This is a genomic window from Faecalibacterium sp. An192 (assembly GCF_002160175.1).
Classification (GTDB): Bacteria; Bacillota; Clostridia; order Oscillospirales; family Ruminococcaceae; genus Faecalibacterium.
Genome location: NZ_NFKB01000027.1, coordinates 20,284 through 41,165, shown reverse-complemented (window position 1 = coordinate 41,165; position 20,882 = coordinate 20,284). Strand labels below are relative to the sequence as shown.

The window sequence follows — 20,882 nt, the reverse complement described above, 5'->3', positions numbered from 1 at the left end:
GAGGGAGAGAAACACCTATGGCAAGCTACCGCTATGAACGCGACATCAAAGAGGAGGATATCCGCCCCCTGAAGGAGCGCCAGTACACCCGCAGGGAGCGGTGGAACAACTGGTGGGACTATAACCTGAAATGGGTGATCCTGGGCGCCATCGTGGTGGGGTTTGTGGGGTACTGCTTCATCGGACAGTACTTCTTCACCGTCCACCCCGACTACAACGTGGCGGTGGTGGCCCCCTACTACCTGCCCGAGGACACGGTGGAGGCCCTGCAGCGGGAGCTGGCGGCCTTTGGCGACGACCTGAACGAGGACGGCGAAGTGGTGGTGACGGTAAACGTCTACACCCTGGACTACAGTGAGAACGACGACGCCTATATGACCATGGCGGGCACCACCCGCCTGGCCGCCGACGTGCAGGGGTCTCTCAGCTCCATTTATATCTTGTACGACCCGGCCAACTTTGAGGAGTCCACCGGCGCCCTGCGCTACCTGGACGGCAGCCTGCCCCAGGGAGATTCAGACGATGACTGGTGGAATATGGTCTATCGCTGGACCGACTGCCCGGTTCTCACCGGCCTGGACCTGGGCAGCTACGGCCCCGACGCCACCCAGTCCAACACCGGCGACAGCCAGGAATATATGAGCTCCTTCTATGTGGGCTTCCGGGGCGCGTGGAACAGCGCCTCGGCGGAGAGCATCGCCCCCGGGGAACCCATGTGGGAACAGCTGACCGCCGGAGCCGTCTCGACGGCGGCGGAGGAGCCGTGAAAGGGGCCCGGCTGCGGGTGGTGCGCCGGTGGAAAAAGCCGGCGGCGCGGCCCAGGACGGCCGCCTGTCCCCCGCCCCGCCCCGCCGACCTGGACAATCCCTACAGCCCCTGCTATACCCGGGCCCGCTCCTTTGCGGAGCTGACGCCCCGCCGCAAACCCAAAAGGTGACCAAATGTCCTGTGCGCAGTCTGCGCACAGGACATTTTTTCTTGTGGATTTTTCCGTATTTTGACCCGAAAAGAGGCCTGAAAACTGATTCTCCCGCGATTGTGCACCGGTCCCGTTTATGGTATACTGATGGTGACAAGAAATCAGATGACATTTGAAAAAAATTTGATTTGAAAGGGAGTGATCCGCGATGGATCAGCTGGAACAGGCCCGGCGGGAAATCGACGAAGTGGACGCACAGCTGGCGGCGCTGTTTGAGCGGCGGATGCGGGCGGTGGTGCAGGTGGCCCAATATAAAAAGGAACACGGCCTGCCCATCCATGACCCCGCCCGGGAGGAACAGGTGCTGGAGCGGTCGGCCCAGCGGATTGAGGACCCGGCCCTGCGGCCTTATTATCTGGATCATGTCCGGAACCGGATGGCGGTGGCCCGCCAGTATGAGGCGCTGCTGCTGGGGCAGAACCGGGTGGCCTATCAGGGGGTGGAGGGGGCTTTTGCCCACATCGCCCTGAAAAACCTGTTCCCCCACGCCGAAGCGGTGAGCTGCCCCACCTGGGACGAGGTGTTCAGCCGGGTTTCGGAGGGAGACGCCGCCTATGGCGTGGTGCCCTTTGAGAACAGCCACGCCGGGGACGTGTCGGCGGTGCTGGATTTGTGCTACAACCACCCGGAACTGTGGGTGGTGCAGGTGTACGACCTGCCGGTGCGGCAGAACCTGCTGGTGCTGCCGGGGGTGACCCTGCCCGAGATCCGGCACGTCTACAGCCATCAGCAGGCCATCTCCCAGAGCGAGACCTTCCTGAAACAGATGCGGCTCCCCTGCACCGCCATGGCCAACACCGCCATGGCCGCGAAATACGTGGCCGAGAGCGGCGACCGGACCCTGGCGGCCATCGCCAGCCGGGAGACCGCCGACCTCTACGGCCTGGAGGTGCTGGTGCCCGACATCAACACCGACGGAGACAACACCACCCGCTTTATTGTCATCAGCCGGGAAAAACCCACCCGGGGCAACCGGTTTTCCCTGCTGTTCACGGTGGACAACAAGCCCGGCAAGCTGGCGGCGGTGATCCAGAAGATCGGCGCTTCGGGCTTCAATATGGAGTCCATCAAGAGCCGGCCCATGCCCCGCATGCCCTTTGAATATTATTTTTACGCCGAGCTGGTGGGCGATCCCGCCGGGGCCGAGAGTGAAGCCCTGCTGCGGGACCTCGACAGCACCTGCCGGACCGTACGCATGTTAGGAGTGTATACAAAATGAGTGAAGCGTTTCTCGGCACCAAACTGACCATGAACCTGGGCTCCCGCAGCTATGAGATCATCCTGCGCCGGGGCGCCCTGCAGAACCTCTATCAGTTCGCCAACCTCAACCGCCGGGTGGCGGTGGTCACCGACAGCGGCGTGCCGGAGATCTATGCCCGGCAGGTGGCCGACCAGTGCCGCGAGTCGGTCATCATCACGGTGCCCCAGGGCGAGGCCAGCAAGAGCATGAAAACCCTGGAATCGGTCCTGAACCAGATGCTGGCCTTTGGGATGGGCCGCGGGGACCTGGTGATCGCCGTGGGCGGCGGCGTGGTGGGCGACCTGGCCGGCTTTGCGGCGGCCATCTATATGCGGGGCATCGACTTCATCAACTGCCCCACCACCACCCTGTCCATGATTGATTCCTCCATCGGCGGCAAGACCGCCGTGGACCTGGGGGACACCAAGAACATTGTGGGCGCCTTCTGGCAGCCCAAGCTGGTGATTGTGGACGCCGACACCCTGTCCACCCTGCCCCGCCGCCACTATATCAACGGCCTGGCCGAGGCCGTGAAGGCCGGCCTGCTGGCCGATCCCGAGCTGTTCGGCATCTTTGAAAACGGCGACATCGACGCCGATATCGATACCATCATCTACCGCAGCCTGAAATTCAAGAAGGGCATCGTGGAGCAGGACGAGACCGAGCGGGGCGCCCGCCGGGCTCTGAATTTCGGCCATACCATCGGCCACGGCATCGAGGCGGTGAAGGGCATCAAGGGCCGTCGGACCACCGGCCTGTACCACGGGGAATGCGTGGCTCTGGGCATGCTGCCCATGATCGAGAGCAACGCCCTGCGCAAGCGGACCCGGGCGGTGTACCGGCGTCTGGGCCTGCCCACCCGCGCCGGCTTTGACAAGGAAAAAGTCTACGCCGAAATGCTCCACGACAAGAAGGCCCAGGGCGGCCAGATCACCGTCATCAAGGTGCCGGGTCTGGGCTGCTGGCGGGCTGAGAGCATCCCGGTGGAGGGCCTGCGCGCCCTGCTGGGTCTGGAGGAATAAGGGATGAAAAACACCTTTGGCTCCAGCCTGAGCCTGACCATTTTCGGGGAGAGCCACGGCGCCGCCGTGGGTGCAGTGCTGGACGGCATGGCCGCCGGGGTTCCGGTGGACGAGGCCGCCCTGGCTGCCCTGATGGATCAGCGCCGGGCCCGGGGGGATGGCCTGTCCACCGCCCGGGTGGAGGCGGACGCGGTCCGCATCCTGTCCGGCGTGGTGCAGGGCCACACCACCGGCACCCCCATCACCCTGATGATTGAAAATCAGAACACCCGCAGCGGCGACTATGCCGCCACCGCGGCCCTGCTCCGGCCCGGCCACGCGGATTATACCGCCTACGCCCGGTATCGGGGCTTTCAGGACGCCCGGGGCGGCGGTCACTTCTCGGGCCGGATCACCGCTGGTCTGGTGGCGGGGGGTGGAATCGTCCTGGGGGCCCTGGAACGGGCCGGGGTCCGGATCGTGACCCACATCGCCCAGTGCGCCGGCATCAGCGACACCCCCTTTGACCGGGACCACCCGGAGGTTCTGGCCGCCCAGGCCGATGCCCTGGCCGGGCGGGGCGCAGGCTTTGCCCTGCTGGACCCGGCGGCGGAAGCTCCCATGCAGGCGGCCATCCGGGCCGCCGGCGCCGAGGGGGACAGCGTGGGCGGCATCCTGGAAACCGCCATTCTGGGCCTGCCCGCCGGGGTGGGCGAACCCTTCTTCGACAGCGTGGAGAGCCAGCTGGCCCATCTGGCCTTTTCGGTGCCCGCCGTCAAGGGCATTGAATTCGGGGAGGGCTTCGGCTTTGCGGCCCTGCGGGGCAGCCAGGCCAACGACCCTCTGCGGATGGAGTCGGGCCGTGTGGTCACCGAGACCAACCGCAACGCCGGGATCAACGGCGGCCTGACCAACGGAATGCCGGTGGTGTTCCGCACCGTGGTCAAGCCCACCCCCAGCATCTATAAAGAACAGCGCACCGTGGATTATACCGCAGGGGAAAACGCCCTGCTGTCCATTAAGGGCCGCCACGACCCCTGCATTGTGCCCCGGGCGGCGGTGGTGCAGACCTGTGCCGCCGCAGTGGCCATCGGGGACCTGATGACCGCCCGCTATGGGGAAACCTGGATGGTGCGGCCGGAGGATTTCCGGGCTGAGGAGGGCTGCTGAGATGGAATACGGTCTGATCGGCTCCAAGCTGGGCCACTCCTACTCCAAGATCATCCATGAGCGGCTGTGCGGCTATAAGTATGAGCTGCATCCCCTGCCCACCGAGGCCGAGGCCCGGGCCTTTCTGGAAGCCCGGCCGTTCCGGGCCATCAACGTCACCATCCCCTACAAGCGGCTGGTGATGGAATATTGCGACCAGATCGACCCCCGTGCCGCCGCCATCGGCGCGGTGAATACGGTGGTCCATCGGGACGGCAAACTGTACGGCTACAACACCGACTACATGGGCTTTGCCTGGCTGTGCAGCAGCCGCGGGGTGGAGTTTCAGGGTCGGACGGTGCTGATTCTGGGCACCGGCGGCACCCACAACACCGCCGCCGCTGTGGCCAGGGACCAGGGCGCGGCCCGGGTCCTGACGGTGAGCCGCCATCCCGACCCGGCCAAAGGAGAGCTGTCCTATGAGGAAGCGGCCCGGTCGGGGGCACAAATTGTCATCAACACCACCCCGGCGGGGATGTATCCCGACGTGGGAGTCTGTCCGCTGGACGTGGCCGCCATGACTGGCCTGGAAGCGGTGGTGGACGTGGTGTATAACCCGGCCCGCACCGAGCTGCTGCTCCGGGCGGAGGAGGCCGGGGTCCCGGTGACCGCCTGCGGCCTGGAAATGCTGGTGGCCCAGGCGGTGTACGCCGCGGAATATTTCTTGGACACCCCCTTTGCCGACCGCGCCGGGGAAATCCGCCGGGGTTCGGCGGACCTGCGGGCGGAGATTCTGAATATTTCCCTGGTGGGTATGCCCTCCTGCGGCAAGACCACCCTGGGCCGGGCTCTGGCCCAAAAGCTGGGCCGCACCTTTGTGGACCTGGACGAGGAAATCGTCCGGGCGGCGGGGTGCAGCATCCCGGAGATCTTTGAGGCTCAGGGCGAGGAGGGGTTCCGGGCCCTGGAAGCTGCACAGGCCGCCCGCTTTGGCAAAGAGAGCCGCCTGCTGATTTCCTGCGGCGGCGGAGCCGTCAAGCGGGCCGAAAACGTCCGGGCCCTGCGCCAGAACGGCGTGATTCTGTTCATTGACCGGCCGCTGGAGGCGTTGACGGTGGGGGGCGGACGGCCCCTGTCCTCCAGCCCCGAGGCCCTGCGGACCATGGAAGCCCAGCGCCGGCCCCTCTATGAGGCGGCAGCGGACGCCGTTGTCCGGAATGACGGCACGGTGGAGCAGGCGGTGAGCCGGGCTCTGGCCGCTCTGGACAACCTGTTTGGATAAATCCTTCCTCTGCGGCGCTGGACCGGGCAGACGGATTCAGTGGGAAAGTAGACAAGGCTGAGAGGGAAGCGCCCCAGCCGCCGCCGGGAAGCGATGAATATGACAAAGAAAGGAACGATTCCCCATGATTATTTCCACCAAAAAAGGCACTCCCCAGGAAGAACTGGACAAGATTGTCGACAAGTTCGAGAAACAGGGCCTGTCGGTGACCCTCATCACCGGTACCGACTACAACGTCTTTGGCCTGGTGGGCGACACCACCAAGCTGGACGAGCGGGATATTCTGGCCAACCCCTGGGTGGATAACGTCACCCGTGTGTCGGCCCCCTATAAGCGGGCCAATCGCCTGTTCCATCCCGCCGACTCGGTCATCGACTGCGGCGGCATCAAGATTGGCGGCCATGAGAAGATCGCCGTCATGGCCGGTCCCTGCAGCATTGAGAGCGAGGAGCAGGCCAAGCGGATCGCCGCCGGCGTCAAGGCAGGCGGCGCCACCCTGTTCCGCGGCGGCGCCTATAAGCCCCGCACCTCTCCCTATGCCTTCCAGGGCCTGGAGACCGAGGGCATTCTGGACATGGTGAAGGCCCGGGAGGCCACCGGCCTGCCCATCGTCTCCGAGCTGATGAGCGAGGACCGGATTCCCGAGTTTGAGGAATACGTGGACGTGGTCCAGATCGGCGCCCGGAATATGCAGAACTTCCAGCTGCTGAAGGCAGTGGGCAAGATGCACAAGCCGGTTCTGCTCAAGCGGGGCCTGTGCAACACCATCGAGGAGTGGATCATGAGCGCCGAGTACATCATGGCCGGCGGCAATGAGAACGTCATCCTCTGCGAGCGCGGCATCCGCACCTTTGAGAAGTACACCCGCAATACCCTGGACCTGTCGGCTGTGCCCATCATCCACGAAAAGACCCACCTGCCCGTGGTGGTGGACCCCAGCCACGCCACCGGCAAGGCCAACCTGGTGGAGCCCATGATGATCGCGGCGGTGGCCGCCGGCGCCGATGGCCTGGAGGTGGAGGTCCACTATGACCCCCGCCACGCCTGGAGCGACGGCGCCCAGTGCCTGACTCCCGATGCCTTTGCCCAGGCCATGGCCAAGTGCCGCCAGGTTGCCTGGGCCATCGGCCGGGATATGTAAGGGGTGCGGGCCCAGATCAGGCCGGGGCCGGCTCCGGCCGGGGTCCTGGCTGCCCCGCCCAGCAAGAGCATGGCCCACCGGGCGGTGCTCTGTGCGGCTCTGGCGGAAGGAACCTCCCGCCTGTCCAACCTGGCCCACAGCCAGGACATTGACGCTACCCTGGCCGCCGCGGCCGCCTTTGGGGCGGCGGTGGAGCCGGGGGAGCATCAGGCCCGCATCACCGGCGTGGGTTTTCCCCGCCCGGCGGCCGGGCCGGTGGACTGCTGCGAGAGCGGCAGCACCCTCCGTTTCTTGATTCCGATGGCGGCCCTCACCGGGGCGCCGGTGACCTTCACCGGCCGGGGCCGTCTGATGCAGCGCCCCCAGAGCGTCTATCAGGAGCTGTTTGCCCGGCAGGGCCTCCGCTTTGAACCGGCGGGGGATGCCCTGACGGTGGCGGGCCCCCTGCAGGCCGGCCGGTTTGAGCTGGCGGGGGATGTGTCCAGCCAGTTTGTCAGCGGGCTGCTGTTTGCTCTGCCCCTGCTGGCGGGGGACAGCACCCTCTGCCTGCGCCCGCCGGTGGAAAGCCGCAGCTACATCCAGATGACCCGGGCGGCCCAGGCCGCCTTTGGGGTGGAAAGCCGCTGGCTGGACCAAAACACCCTGCTGGTGCCGGGAAACCAGCGCTATACCGCCCGGGATGCCGCCATTGAGGGCGACTGGAGCCAGGCAGCCTTTCCGGCGGTGCTGGGGGCTCTGGCCGGGGACGTGACCGTCACCGGCCTGGACCCCGACACCCTCCAGGGGGACGCCGTCATTCGGGAGATCCTCCGGGACTGCGGCGCAGAGATTCATCCGGCGGCGGACGGGGTCCGCTTTGTCAAACGTCCCCTGCATGGGGTGGAGATCGACCTGGCCGACTGCCCCGACCTGGGGCCCATCCTGATGGTTCTGGGCCTGTTCTGCAGCGGGAAAACTGTCATCCGCAACGCCGGCCGCCTCCGGCTCAAGGAGAGCGACCGGATTGCGGCCATGGAGCAGGAATTGCGGAAGTTCGGCGGCAAGATCGAGAGCGAGGGGGGCACCATCACGATTTGGGAGAGTGCCCTCCATGCCCCGCAGGAACCTCTGGACGGCCACAACGACCACCGGGTGGTCATGAGCCTGACGGTGCTGGCTGCGGCAGCGGGACTGCCCGCCGTCATCGAGGGGGCCGATGCGGTCCGCAAGAGCTGGCCCGATTTCTTTGCCGCCGTGCGGCAGCTGGGTGTGGAGGTGGAATACCATGCTTGACCGATCCAAACGCTATCTCGTGGTGGGTCTGGGCCTGCTGGGGGGCAAATATGCCCTGGAGCTGACCCGGGCCGGCTTTGTGGTGGACGGCATCAACCGCAGCGAAAAGCATTTGCAGTATGCCCTGGACAAGGGCTACATCCGCAGCGGCAAGACCCGGGACTTTGAGGACCTGGTGTCGGGGGCCGACCACATCATTTTTGGCCTGTACCCCACCACTTTGCTGGAGTGGTTCGAGACCTACGGGCATCTCATCAAGCCCGGCTGCATCTTTACCGATGTCTCGGGCGTCAAGACCGGTCTGGTGGACCGGATTCAGGACATGTGCCCGCCGGGGGTGGAGTTCATTGCCAGCCATCCCATGGCGGGCCGGGAGACCTCCAGCGTGGAGCACGCCGCCGAGGTGAACTTTGCCCCGGCCAACTTCATCATCACCCCCACCGCCCGAAATACCCCCAAAGCCATTGTCTGGGCCACCGAGCTGGCCCAGGTTCTGGGGTTTGAGCACATTTCCACCCTGACGGTGGAGGAGCACGACCGGATGATCGGCTATGTCAGCCAGCTGTGCCATGCCATTGCGGTGAGCCTGATGTGCGCCAACGACAACACCGCCCTGTGCGAGTATACGGGCGATTCCTTCCGGGATCTGACCCGCATCGCCAAAATCAACGAGACCATGTGGTCGGAGCTGTTTTTGTGGAACAAGGACAACCTGATTGCAGAGATCGACCAGTTTGATGCGGCGCTGGCCCAGATGCGGGCCGCGCTGGCAGCCGGGGACCGGGAAGGGCTGGAGGAAATGTTCCGGCTGTCCACCCGGCGGCGGGCCATGTTCGACAAAAAGACACCCGGCTGAACCTGGAAAGGAGGGTCCGCCCGTGGCCAGACAGGAAAAGCAGAAGCACAAGCTGCTTGCCCTCGCGCGCATTTTTGAGACAGAAACCGACGAAAACCACCGTCTGACGGTGCCGCAGCTGGCCCAGATGCTGGAGGCCCAGGGGATTCCCTGTGAGCGCAAGAGCATCTACACCGACATCGACGCCCTGCGGGAGATCGGCTACGACATTGTCCTGCAGCGGGGCCGGGGCGGCGGATACTGGCTGGCCCACCGGGCCTTTGAGCTGGCCGAGCTCAAGCTGCTGGTGGACGCAGTCCAGAGCTGCCGGTTTATTCCCCAGGAAAAGACCGGCGCCCTCATCAGCAAGCTGGAACAGCTGGCCTCCCATCATGAGGCGGCTCAGCTGCAGCGTCAGGTGTATGTGGCGGGGCGGCCCCGCAGCCAGAATCCCCAGGTCCTCTACACCATCGACGCCCTTCACGAGGCCATCAACACCGGGCGGCAGGTGTCCTTTCACTATGCCAACGGCAAGGACCACACCGTCAGTCCCTGGCAGATGGCCTGGGACGGCGGCAGCTATTATCTGATCGCCTACCAGGACTACAGCCAGCCGGCGGGCATCCGGCATTACCGGGTGGACCGGATGAGCCATGTGAAGGTTCTGCAGGATCAGCCCTGCTGCGGCAAAGCCCTCTACGATCAGTTCAGCCTGCCGGTGTATTTGAAAAAGCACTTTAATATGTATGGGGGCCCGGAATACCGGGTGACCATCCGGTGCACGCCGGATCTCCGGGAGACCATGATCGACCGGTTTGGCCGGGACGTCATTTACATCGACGAGGCGGACGGATTTTTCCATTTCACCACCCCGGTCTGCGTCAGCGGGCCTTTCCTGGGCTGGGTCTGCGGTTTTGAGGGCAAGGTCACCATCGTGGCCCCCGCCGAAGTCCAGGCCCGTCTGGCCGCCCTGGGCCGCACCCTCTCCTCCACCTACTTTTTCGAGAAAAAGTAGGCAAAAAGCTTTTCACCTGGTACCATTGGCTGCTGTGGTCCTCACAAGGCCCTGCCGGCGGTGGGGTTTCAGCCGCTTTATGAGGTTCCCGGGCTGCGCCCCGGTGAGTCCAAGGTTTTGTGCGGTTTAATCCATCTTTTGTTCCGGTGTGTAATGCCTCGGACGCCAAAAAGCTCTATTAAAGACAAAATCCTCGCTTCTGCTTATTGCAGGGGCGGGGATTTTTTGGTTTTAAAGTTCAGTTTTAGCTATTTTTCTGCCGTTCGGGATCATATTGCTCTTTGCGAATTTGCTGCCGCAAATTTTTGAATCAGAGGGCAGAATCGGGGAAATCTCCTCCGCCCCTCCCGTCCTCAAAACAGCTTGTATCCAAGGTGGGTCTTTCCCGACTATATAAAATTAAGCAAAAATGGGAAAATTTGAAATCGGGTCTTGACACCGGGGGGGGGTATGATATTATAGGCACACAAAGGAAAGGACCTTCCTTTGAAACCTGTTTTGGGTCTCTATCTTTTTACACCATTAAGGAGGAAAAATTCATTATGAAACTCAAGAAGATTGCTTCTCTGATGCTCGCTGGCGTTATGGCCATCAGCATGCTGGCTGGCTGCGCTACCACTACCCCTGAGCAGCCCGAGCAGCCCGAGACTCCCGCTACTTCCAATGCTGCTGATATGCTGTACAGCGAGCTGACTGGTTCCGCTAAGGGCAAGGTCTCTGCTGTTGCTAACGCTGATCTGGACGAAGCTCTGGAGAACGCTGTTGACAAATACTTCGACTACACTTCTATCGTTGATGATGTGTACGGCTACAACTATCTGACTGAAATCAGCAACTCCAAGCTTGGCACTAGCGTCAACAGCGCTATGAAGGCAAGCTATGCTCCTGGCATTAAGTTCTCTGGCATCAATAGCGCTAATGACGACAGCGACAAGGTTGCTGTTGCTGTTTACGCAATCAATGCTAGCACCAGCGATGCTTACGTTATGGAGCAGATCGCTGGCCAGCTGGATAGCTACCTGAGCAAGCTGCCCACTAGTGGCGACTTCGATGCTGACCGCGTTGCTAACTGCAACTACACCTACAGCGTCTCTGCTAGCGTCACTACTCGTACCGTGAACTTCGCAGGTGTTGACACCGGTGTGAAGTACGTTGCAGTTGCTCTGACCAAGACTGTTGCCGAGAAGGGCTAATCCGAGCTCTATCTAAAAAATAATACTTATAACACCCCCGGCAGCACCATGGCCAGGAGTGATGTAAGGGATCTTGGGCAAGAGACCGCCTGAGATTCGGGTAAATAACCCATCCGATGTGGCGACAAAGGGGAATGTCTAACCAATATTCCTTCTGTTGTTGATCGCACCAAAACAAAAGAACTTTTGCGTCACGAAAGATAGGGTCCCTCTGCGAGGGCCGGCTCTCACGAGCTGGCCCTCGCATTGTTTGTTATGAGGGAAACGTACAGAATAGAGAATGTACCCTGTGTCTAGAGCCCCGCCAGGGCGGCGGCACAGCCGCGGGGGAAGTAAAAATCCCCGCTCCTTTTGCAGGAACGGGGAGTTGTGATTTTATAGAGCTTTTCTGCGGGTCAGAAAATCAGGCGATGAGGCAGTTTGCATCGTACCGGGGCACAGCCCCAAACGCCGGGAACGAGCCTAAACGTAACGGCTCCGCGGAACTGCCGGAGACCCGGAAAGTGTATGGTACCCAGTAAAGCTTTTTGCCAAGCTTTTTCTCGAAAAAGCGGGAGGTTATTGGAAGGCGCCGGTGATGCTGCTGATGAAACCGCCGGTGCCGGATGTGCCGCGGGCCACCTGAATGCGGAAATTAAAGGCGGGGCTTTTCTCCGCATCCTTGTTGTCAAACAGGATGTTGTGGCCTTCCCGGACGGCGGCGGTGGCGTCCTGCCAGACGGGTTCGGGGTCCAGGGCGTTGTTGGTGACCTCCACCCTGTAATCGGCGTCGGCCGGGATGGTTCCGCCCACCGTGAGGGCGGCCACCGAAATGGGCGAGGATGCCACTATGGGCTGGACCATGGTCAGGCTGGCCGAAGTGGCCGCCCGGGTAAACAGCAGGGACAGGGAACTGGAGGCCATCCCGTCGCTGGCGGTGACTTTCAGGGTGTGAGAGCCGTTGGCCAGCTGCAGAAAGGTTTTGCTGTCGTTGACGGCGCCGAAATGCTGCGGCGCGCCGGAGGCCGCCGTCAGGGTGCGGGTGGTCTGGGTGTCCAGCTGTTCGGTCAGGGTGACGTCGGCGCCCTCGGGATCGGTGGCGGTGTATTCCAGCACAAAGGGCGTATTACGGATGCCCAGATTGGTGCCGTTGGTCCCGCTGGGACTGGTGATGGTGGGGGCGGTATTGGGCTGGAGGTTGCCGCTGTCGTCCACCAGCAGCGAGGAGGGGAGGATAAGGATCGGCCGGATGCCGTAGCTGCTGGATGCTTCACGGTAGGTACAGTCGCCCGAGGTGCTGGAAACAATCCAGACGCTTTTGCTCTCCTCGGCGTAGGGCGAACGGGTCCAGTACCAGGTGGGGGTGCCGTTCAGGCTGGCGATGCGGCGGGTGTCGGCGGTGCTGAACCCCTCAAAGTATTTCAGGCACTTGCCGTCGGCGGTCATGCCGGTTTTGTCCTCGGAGGTCCAGCCCAGCTCGTAGGCCGAGAGCAGAAAAATCCGGGTTTCCAGGCCGTCGGCGGCGCTGTGAAGGACGGCGTCCTCCAGATAGGGGATTTTCACCGTCTTGACCTGGGCCTGGACGGTGCTGTCCAGAAGGGGCAGAAAATTCTCGTTCAGCCAGGTATGGATGCCTGAGGACCCGTACTTGTTGGAGCTGCCCCAGAGCCGTTTGGTGTGCAGGTCTTTCATCATCAGCCAGGTGCCGTCGCAGCTGGCGTCGTAGAGGGCGGAATCGGGGTTGCCCTGGTGCACAATGATGAATTCCTGGGCGGTGCCGTCTACCTTTAAAGAAATGGTGCTGCCCACAGAGAGGGCAGACAGAATGGATGCCATAGCAGAAACTCCTCCTTTCAGAATTCGATGCGGGCTTCATCGGCGTTCCAGATGCCGGTGACCGTCAGGTTGTCCAGGGTGCGCAGATCCGCCGTAAAGGCGTGCTCGGTCACAATGGTGTCGTATTTCAGCTCCAGAGTTTCCACCCGCTGGCTCAGGCTCTCCATGCTCTGTTTCAGAGCATCCAGGGCGGCGGTGTGGGCGGCGCCCAGGGTGGAGCGGGCCGCAGCCCGGTCCTCGTCGGTCCAGGCGGCCCCCTCCCAGAGGGTGGCCAGGGCCAGCTTGACCGCCAGAGGCACCAGACTGGGAGTCAGGGGCGCCCAGCCGTTCTCCATGGCAGCCAGCTGCTGGCTGGTGGCGGGGGTCAGGCGGAGTTCGCCCTGGGCGGTGAGGGTCAGGCCATAGCCGGACCCCAGTTTGATGGGACCGGCCTCCTGGGCGGTGGGCTTGTCGGTACGGCGGACAAAGCTGGTGAGGTCGGATTCGGGGATGGTCTCGGTGGTGACGTCGCCGGTCTCGCTGTCGATGGCCTGGATGCGCAGCAGGCACCCGGCGGCAGGGGCGGCGGGCAGGGGCAGGGCTCCCACGTCGCCGGCGTCCAGCTGAACCCGTCCGCCCTTGCCGTTGACGCTGATAACAGAGCCCTCCCCGGGGGCGACGGCTTCCGCCCGCTGGGCGGCTGCCTCGGCCCGGTCGGCGCTGGCACTGGCCGCCTGGGCCTGGGCGGCGGCCGCCTCAACCTGTTCGCCTGCGGCGGACACAGAGGCCTCGGCCTGCCCGGCGGCATCGCCGGCTTTCTGGGCGCTCTGGGCCGCGGCCTGGGAGAAGTTTTGGGCCTCCTCGGCGCTGGCCATGACCTGGGCCACGAACTGTTCGTACAGGGAGGAAGAAGGCGGCTCGGCGTCGCCGTCGGTGGGGAGGGTTTCCCAGGTGTCGTAGCTGCCGGGCTGGGTGTAGGCGGTGTAGCCTGCGCCGTCGGTGGCGGTGAGCATCCACCGGCCCGACCGGGCCGCCGTCAGCCGCCGGTCCACCTTCACCTGGCCGGAGCCGTCCAGCAGCAGGGGAGCCGGCAGGGCGCCGTCGGCCTGTTCAATGTGGAGGGAAACGCTCTTGCCGGCCCATTCCTCCGGCAGGGTGAAGGCCAGGGTATCCACCCCTTCGGCGTTCTGGCTGCCCAGATGGAGCCGCGCGGGGCAGGGGATGAAATCGGTACAGCCCGAGAGCTGCCGGACTGTGATCTCAATGTGCATCATGTTGGGTGTGATCCTTCCTTTCCCGGGGCGCGGCGGGCGCGCCCCGCTTGGTGGGTGTTGAGGGGGAGAAGAACCGGCCGGTCCGAAATCGCCGCCCGCTGGTTTCGGAGGAGGAAAACCGGGCGGAATACAGCCGGCCTGCCCCTATTGTAACGGCCCGCCGCCCGGAGGGACAGCGTGTCCTTTTGGCGGGCAAAAGCTGCGCGAAAAAGTGGATTTTTTTGCCGCTGGCAGGGCCTCCCATGGGAAAAATTGCATCCAAATGGAAAAATAAATGTTAAATTTCTGTTACAGTATTGCGGGGGCTTTTCGATCGAAAATCGGAGGATGGAGACGGAAAAACCAAAGTTGTGAGAAAAAGATTGTATAAATTGCACGAAAAAGAACGTCAAAAAACTAACGATTTGCCGATGGCCGATTTGACAAATCGCGGCTCGTCTGCTAAGATAGGACAGCTGCCTTGATGTGTCCAACGCACGATGCAGCGAATAAAACAGACAAAGAGAGATGTTAAGCGCCGTCCTTTTGGCGGCGGCGCCCGGCGGCGTTCCGGGACATTAAACCGGCCAACAGCGGGCGGAGGAAGCAGCCCGCAAACAAAGCCAAACTGTAAAAAGAGAGGAGTTGTTTCGTATCACTTCCGAATGTAAGCGTGAAAAGAGACCGACGGCCCGTCACCGTATGTTTGCCCTGGGCATCCTGAGCCTCGGCCTTGCACTGACGCTGATCCTGACCACGGTCAGCATCCGCGTAACCTATGTAACCGATTCCAATGGAGCCAGCCAGCTGCTTCTGACCAGCGAGAGCGACCCCACCCGTCTGATGAGCCTCTCCGGCATCGAAGCCGCCGAGGGCGACCGCGTCTACTATACCGCTTTCGGCGACAGCCTGGCGACCCTGAATATTGAGCGTGCCTTCACCGTCACCGTGGAGGCCGATGGACAGGAGATCCCTGTCAAAATGGTCTACGGTACCGTGGCCGAAGCCCTGGAAAAGGCCGGCATCACCCTGGGACCCGATGACTACACCGTCCCCGAGCAGGATTCCCTGGTGGGCATCGGCAGCCGCATTGAGGTCCACCGTGTCCGCTATGAGGAGACAGTGGAGTACCAGACCATCCCCTACGAGACCGAGTACGTCTACACCAGCCTGTACTTCCGTGACACCGACCGTGTCACCACCATCCAGGCCGGCTCCAACGGCCAGTGCGCCATCACCACCCGCCATCGCTGGGTGGACGGCGAGCTGGAGAACAGCATCGTCACCGACGTGACCACCACTGTGGAGCCCCAGGACGCCCTGCTCAAGACCTATGGCGCAGGTGCGCCCGTCTCTCCCGTCACCGGCCCCGACGGCACCACCAACCCGCCCTCCAGCTACAGCAAAGTGCTGAACGGCAAGGCCACCGGCTATTATTCCCGCACCGGCAATGGTGCTTCGGGCCTGGGCCTGGGCTACGGCACCGTGGCCGTGGACCCCGATGTGATCCCCTACGGCACCCTGCTGTATATCACTTCCACCGACGGCCGGTTTGTCTACGGCTATGCGGTGGCCACCGACACCGGCATCGCCCTGCAGGACGGCCACGTCCTGGTGGACCTGTTCTATGAGACGTACGCTGAGTCGGTCATCAACGGCGCCATCAATGTCAACGTCTACGTCGTTGGCTGAAGCTTCTGAATAAATATTCCATAAAAACCCTGTTCCTTTTTTGTGAAAAGAGGAACGGGGTTTTTCGCGTTTGGGGAAAAGCTATGTCAGGTTTGCATAGAAAAAAAGTCAAAATTTGTGCTATCTGTCTATTTCCGGTTTTTTCAGCGAAAAGATTATGGCGGATTTTATGAAAAAGGCCTTGAAAAATCCCCTTGAATTATTTAATATAGTAATGTAGAGACAACCGGGGCCCTGAACTGCGCCGCAGCAGGGCCTGTGGAGTTTTACAGAAAATGCGGGCTGGCGTCAGTCTGCGCCAGGGAGGAGCTGCACATATTATGAAACAGACCGATGAATTGAAACAGACCACTGAACAGATGATCCAGGCAGCGGAGAAACCGGCGGCAGAAAAGCCGGCCGAGGAGACAGCGCGCAACCCGGAGGACGATCTGCCGGTCTATCTGTATAAGCAAGGCAACAACTACGAGGCCCAGCGCTTCTTTGGCTCGCACCTGACCGAACAGGGCGGCGAAAAGGGCGTTCTTTTCCGCGTGTGGGCGCCCCACGCCACCGCTGTGAGCGTGGTGGGCGACTTCAACAGCTGGAAGCCGGGCAGCCACCCCATGAAAAAGACCGACGGCGCCTCCATCTGGGAGCTGTTTATCCCCGGGATGAAGGAATTCGACGTCTATAAATATTGCGTCACCACCCGGGCCGGGGATCTGGTCTTTAAGGCCGACCCCTACGCCCTCCACGCCGAGACCCGGCCCTCCAACGGCAGCAAGGTCTATGACCTGTCCGGCTTCGGCTGGACCGACAACGAGTGGATGGACGCCCAGAAGGCCAAAGACAGCATCAATGGCCCCATGAACATCTACGAGATGCACGCCGGCAGCTGGAAGATGAAACAGGATGGGGAGAACTACATCTCCTACAACTACTCCGAGCTGGCCGACCTGCTGATCCCCTACCTGACCGACATGGGCTACACCCATGTGGAGCTGCTGCCCATCATGGAGTATCCCTTCGACGGCAGCTGGGGCTATCAGGTGAGCGGTTATTTCGCACCCACCAGCCGCTACGGCACCCCCAAGGACCTGATGGCCTTTGTGGACAAGATGCACAGAGCCGGCATCGGCGTCATCATGGACTGGGTGCCCGCCCACTTCCCCAAAGACCAGTTCGGCCTGTACATGTTTGACGGCGAACCCTGCTATGAGGACCCCAACCCCCGCCGCGGCGAGCACAAAGAGTGGGGCACCATGGTCTTCAACTTCGGCATGAAGGAAGTCCAGAGCTTCCTGATCTCCAGCGCCCTGTACTGGCTGGAGCAGTATCATATCGACGGCCTGCGGGTGGACGCGGTGGCGTCCATGCTGTACCTGGACTACAACCGCCGGGACGGCGAGTGGGAGCAGAACGTCAACGGCGGCAAGGAAAACCTGGAAGCCATTGAGTTCCTGCGCAAGCTCAACACCGCCATCCTGACCCGTCACCCCGAAAAATACATGATCGCAGAGGAGTCCACGGCCTGGCCCAACGTCACCAAGCCCGCCGCGGACGGCGGCCTCGGCTTCAACTTCAAGTGGAACATGGGCTGGATGAACGACATGCTCAGCTACATGAAGACCGATCCCCTGTTCCGCTCCTACAACCACAACAAGGTGACTTTCAGCTTCTTCTACGCATTCAGCGAGAATTTTGTGCTGCCCATCAGCCACGACGAGGTGGTCCACGGCAAGTGCAGCCTCATCAACAAGATGCCGGGCGAGTACGACGACAAGTTCGCCAACCTGCGCACCTTCTACGGCTACATGATGGCGCACCCCGGCAAAAAGCTGCTGTTCATGGGCCAGGAGTTCGGCCAGTTCAACGAGTGGTACGAGGCACGGCCTCTGGACTGGATGCTGCTGGACTACGACAAGCACAAGGAGCTGCAGAATTACGTCAAGACCCTCAACCAGTTCTACAAGAACACCCCCGCTTTCTGGCAGGTGGACTACAGCTGGGAGGGCTTCCAGTGGATTGTCCCGGACGACTATCAGCAGAGCATCGTGGCTTTCCTGCGCAAGGACGCCGCGGGCAAGCAGATCCTGATCGTCTGCAACTTCACCCCCATCCTGCGTGAGGGCTACATCATGGGCGCGCCGGTGTCCGGCAGCTACAAGGAGATCCTCAACAGCGACGATGCGGCATTCGGCGGCTCGGGCCAGCACCACAACAAGAATATCCGCTCCAAGAAGGTTCCGATGCACGGATTTGACCAGAGCATCACCCTCACCCTGCCTCCTCTGAGCACCCTCTACTTCGAGGTGCCCGCCAAGAAGGAGACCAAGCCCAAGACCACCCGCACCACCAAGGCCGCGGCGGAAAAGGGCGAGGAAAAGACCACCGCCAAAAAGACCACTACCCGCAAGACGGCCGCCGCCGGTGAGAAAAAGACCACCACCCGGCGCACCACCAAGTCCAAGGTAGAGAAGGGCGCGCCCGCCAAGGAAACCAAGGCGGAAAAGGCTGAAAAAGAGGCCAAGGCTGAGAAGAAGCCCGCCGCCAAGCGCACCCGCAAGCCGAAGGCGGAGAAGGCTGCCGAAGAATAAGGCGGCCAGCCCGGCCGCCAGGCTCCGGGCCTGAGAGGCTGGTTCTGAATTGTTGATTTTCGCCCCTGACCGACAGGGGCGCAAAGCAAAAGGGGAGAATAAAGTTATGGCAAAAGAAATCGTGGCAATGATCCTTGCCGGCGGACGTGGCTCGCGTTTGTACGCGCTGACACAGAAAACGGCAAAACCTGCGGTGTCCTTCGGCGGCAAGTACCGCATCGTGGACTTCCCGCTGTCCAACTGCGTCAATTCCCGCATCGATACCGTCGGTATCGCAACTCAGTATCAGCCCCAGAAGCTGAATGAGTACATCGGCAACGGCCAGCCCTGGGACCTGGACCGCCTGTACGGCGGCGTCCACACCCTGCCTCCGTACGAGCAGGCCAAGGGCACCGACTGGTACAAGGGCACCGCCAACGCCATCTACCAGAACATCAGCTTCATCGAGACCTATGATCCCAAGTACGTCATCATCCTGTCCGGCGACCAGATCTGCAAGCAGGATTATGCCGACTTCCTGCGCTTCCACAAGGAAAAGGGCGCCGACTTCTCGGTGGCCGTCATGGAAGTGGACTGGAAGGAAGCTTCCCGCTTCGGCCTGATGGTGGCGGGCGAGGACGACCGCATCACCGAGTTCCAGGAGAAGCCCCCCGTACCCAAGTCCAACCTGGCTTCCATGGGCATTTACATCTTCAACTGGGATATCCTGAAGAAGTACCTGGAGGAGGACGAAGCTGACCCCAACTCCAAGAACGACTTCGGCATGAACATCATTCCCGCCCTGCTGCGCGACGGCCGCAAGATGTACGCCTACCACTTCAAGGGTTACTGGCGTGACGTCGGCACCATCGACAGCCTGTGGGAAGCCAACATGGAGGTCCTGGACCCCGAGAACTCCGGCATCGACGTGTTCGATGAGGAGTGGAAGATCTACAGCCGCAACCCCGTCCTGCCCGCCCAGAAGATCGGTCCCCGCGCCGTGGTGCAGGATTCCCTCATCACCGAGGGCTGCCGCATCTATGGCAACGTCACCCACTCTGTGCTGTCGGCCGGCGTCATCGTCGAGGACGGCGCTACCGTTGAGGATGCAGTCCTGATGGACGGCGTCGTGGTCAAGGCCGGCGCTGTGGTCAAGCGCTGCATCCTGGCAGAGGATGTCGTGGTGGGCGCAGGCGCCAAGATTGGCGGCGACGGCCCCATCGCACACGTGGGCACCGGCCTCACCGTCGGCGCCGGCGCAGTCGTCAAAGAGGGCGCCAAAGTATTTGATTCGGTCAAGGAGGGCGAGGAAGTATGCTGAGCCAGAACAACAATGCGTTGGGCATTATTTTCCCCAACAGCTATGATAACACCGTACCCGAGCTGGTGACGGAGCGCACCATGGCGTCCATCCCCTTCGCGGGACGGTACCGCATGGTGGACTTCATGCTCTCCAGTATGTCCAACTGCGGCATCACCAATGTTTCCATCGTGGTGCGCAAGAACTACCACTCCCTGATGGACCATCTGGGCACCGGCCGTGAGTGGGATATGGCCCGCCGTCACGGCGGCCTGAACATCGTGCCTCCCTTCGCTGAGAAGGGCGTCCGGATTTATTCCGGCCGCGTCGAGGCTCTGGCCTCCATCCTGGGCTTCCTGGAGCACCAGAAGGAGCGCTATGTGGTCATGTGCGACGCCAACATCGCCGTGAACTTTGACTTCAACGCCCTGCTGGCTGCTCACCAGGCCAGCGGCGCCGACGTCACCGTCGCCTACCAGAAGACCGAGATCCCCGAGGGCCGCAAGGATGACAACTACACCCTGACCATCGACGGCGACGGCCGCGTCACCGAGCTGCTGCTGAACGATTACCGCCCCGGCATCCAGAATCTGGACCTGAACATCTACGTCCTGGAGCGTGAGACCCTGATCCGCCTGGTGAAGGACGCCACCTCCCGCGGCCTGATCTACTTCGAGCGGGACATCCTGGCCCACAACGTCAACATCCTGAACGTCCAGGCCATGGAGTACACCGGCTATGTCGCCCACATCTGCGACATGAAGAGCTATTTCGACGAGAACATGAAGCTGCTGGATGAGAAGAATCTGGACGCTCTGTTCCCCAAGAACAGCCCCGTTTACACCAAGATCCGCGACGACAACCCCACCCGGTATGTCTCCGGCTCCAAGGTGAGCAACTCCCTGCTGGCCGACGGCTGCACCATCGAGGGCACCGTGGAGAACTGTGTTCTGTTCCGCGGCGTCAAGATCAAGAAGGGTGCTGTGGTCCGCAACTGCGTCCTGATGCAGGACACCGTGGTCGAGAAAGACGTGGAGATGGAGTACGTCGTCACCGACAAGAACGTCAAGATCACGGCTGGCAAGAAGCTGTCCGGCACCGGCAGCTTCCCGGTTTACGTTCAGAAGAACCACATGGTCTGAGCGGCCGCCACCCAAAATGAAGGAGGGAACACCCCT

17 protein-coding genes are annotated in these 20,882 nt (G+C 62.2%); 15 read left to right on the top strand and 2 right to left on the bottom strand.

Features of this window, described 5'->3' with window-relative positions; translation table 11 throughout:
• The first annotated feature begins 17 nt into the window (after positions 1 to 17).
• The 11 genes from B5F27_RS09390 to B5F27_RS09345 all read left to right on the top strand — a co-directional run bounded on the left by B5F27_RS09390 (position 18) and on the right by B5F27_RS09345 (position 11,107).
• On the top strand, positions 18 to 767 hold the full coding sequence (locus B5F27_RS09390) for a hypothetical protein (protein ID WP_087366890.1): 750 nt from the start codon (positions 18 to 20) through the stop codon (positions 765 to 767).
• Entirely contained in the window at positions 764 to 937 is a 174-nt protein-coding gene (locus tag B5F27_RS16800) for a hypothetical protein (RefSeq protein ID WP_158098225.1), read from the top strand. Before B5F27_RS09390 ends, B5F27_RS16800 begins: the two co-directional genes overlap by 4 nt.
• A gap of 190 nt (positions 938 to 1,127) precedes the next feature.
• The gene (locus B5F27_RS09385; protein WP_087366887.1) at positions 1,128 to 2,198 is read left to right on the top strand and encodes a prephenate dehydratase domain-containing protein; all 1,071 of its coding nucleotides are present in this window, start codon (positions 1,128 to 1,130) and stop codon (positions 2,196 to 2,198) included.
• Entirely contained in the window at positions 2,195 to 3,241 is a 1,047-nt protein-coding gene (locus tag B5F27_RS09380) for a 3-dehydroquinate synthase family protein (RefSeq protein WP_087245995.1), read from the top strand. Before B5F27_RS09385 ends, B5F27_RS09380 begins: the two co-directional genes overlap by 4 nt.
• Before the next feature lie 3 nt (positions 3,242 to 3,244).
• Entirely contained in the window at positions 3,245 to 4,390 is a 1,146-nt protein-coding gene (gene aroC / locus B5F27_RS09375) for a chorismate synthase (RefSeq protein WP_087366883.1), read from the top strand.
• Position 4,391: 1 nt separating this feature from the next.
• Positions 4,392 to 5,651, top strand: a complete 1,260-nt coding sequence (locus B5F27_RS09370) for a shikimate kinase (protein WP_087366879.1) — start codon at positions 4,392 to 4,394, stop codon at positions 5,649 to 5,651.
• A gap of 124 nt (positions 5,652 to 5,775) precedes the next feature.
• The gene (gene aroF, locus B5F27_RS09365; protein ID WP_087245989.1) at positions 5,776 to 6,792 is read left to right on the top strand and encodes a 3-deoxy-7-phosphoheptulonate synthase; all 1,017 of its coding nucleotides are present in this window, start codon (positions 5,776 to 5,778) and stop codon (positions 6,790 to 6,792) included.
• A gap of 3 nt (positions 6,793 to 6,795) precedes the next feature.
• Positions 6,796 to 8,064: a 3-phosphoshikimate 1-carboxyvinyltransferase gene (gene aroA, locus B5F27_RS09360; protein ID WP_087366876.1), complete on the top strand. Its 1,269-nt coding sequence runs from the start codon at positions 6,796 to 6,798 to the stop codon at positions 8,062 to 8,064.
• Positions 8,057 to 8,920, top strand: a complete 864-nt coding sequence (locus B5F27_RS09355) for a prephenate dehydrogenase (RefSeq protein ID WP_087366873.1) — start codon at positions 8,057 to 8,059, stop codon at positions 8,918 to 8,920. The genes aroA and B5F27_RS09355 overlap by 8 nt, the downstream gene beginning before the upstream one ends.
• Positions 8,921 to 8,942: 22 nt before the next feature.
• Entirely contained in the window at positions 8,943 to 9,914 is a 972-nt protein-coding gene (locus B5F27_RS09350) for a transcriptional regulator (protein WP_087366870.1), read from the top strand.
• 542 nt (positions 9,915 to 10,456) lie between these two features.
• Positions 10,457 to 11,107 (top strand): hypothetical protein, encoded by a 651-nt coding sequence (locus B5F27_RS09345; protein ID WP_087366867.1) that lies wholly within the window; start codon positions 10,457 to 10,459, stop codon positions 11,105 to 11,107.
• A gap of 558 nt (positions 11,108 to 11,665) precedes the next feature.
• Here B5F27_RS09345 and B5F27_RS09340 read toward each other — a convergent pair.
• The gene (locus tag B5F27_RS09340) at positions 11,666 to 12,922 is read right to left on the bottom strand and encodes a DUF6273 domain-containing protein (RefSeq protein ID WP_087366863.1); all 1,257 of its coding nucleotides are present in this window, start codon (positions 12,920 to 12,922) and stop codon (positions 11,666 to 11,668) included.
• Positions 12,923 to 12,939: 17 nt separating this feature from the next.
• Positions 12,940 to 14,175, bottom strand: a complete 1,236-nt coding sequence (locus tag B5F27_RS09335; RefSeq protein ID WP_087366860.1) for a hypothetical protein — start codon at positions 14,173 to 14,175, stop codon at positions 12,940 to 12,942.
• 624 nt (positions 14,176 to 14,799) lie between these two features.
• Here B5F27_RS09335 and B5F27_RS09330 point away from each other — a divergent pair.
• The 4 genes from B5F27_RS09330 (at position 14,800) to glgD (ending at position 20,846) form a co-directional block, all read left to right on the top strand.
• Complete coding sequence (locus B5F27_RS09330) at positions 14,800 to 15,846, top strand: 3D domain-containing protein (protein WP_242962144.1); 1,047 nt, start codon at positions 14,800 to 14,802, stop codon at positions 15,844 to 15,846.
• A 359-nt stretch (positions 15,847 to 16,205) separates the two neighbouring features.
• On the top strand, positions 16,206 to 18,425 hold the full coding sequence (gene glgB, locus B5F27_RS09325) for a 1,4-alpha-glucan branching protein GlgB (protein WP_087366896.1): 2,220 nt from the start codon (positions 16,206 to 16,208) through the stop codon (positions 18,423 to 18,425).
• A gap of 106 nt (positions 18,426 to 18,531) precedes the next feature.
• Positions 18,532 to 19,725, top strand: coding sequence for a glucose-1-phosphate adenylyltransferase (locus B5F27_RS09320; protein ID WP_087366854.1), 1,194 nt, complete (start codon positions 18,532 to 18,534; stop codon positions 19,723 to 19,725).
• Positions 19,719 to 20,846, top strand: coding sequence for a glucose-1-phosphate adenylyltransferase subunit GlgD (gene glgD / locus B5F27_RS09315; RefSeq protein WP_087366851.1), 1,128 nt, complete (start codon positions 19,719 to 19,721; stop codon positions 20,844 to 20,846). The genes B5F27_RS09320 and glgD overlap by 7 nt, the downstream gene beginning before the upstream one ends.
• Positions 20,847 to 20,882: the final 36 nt, after the last annotated feature.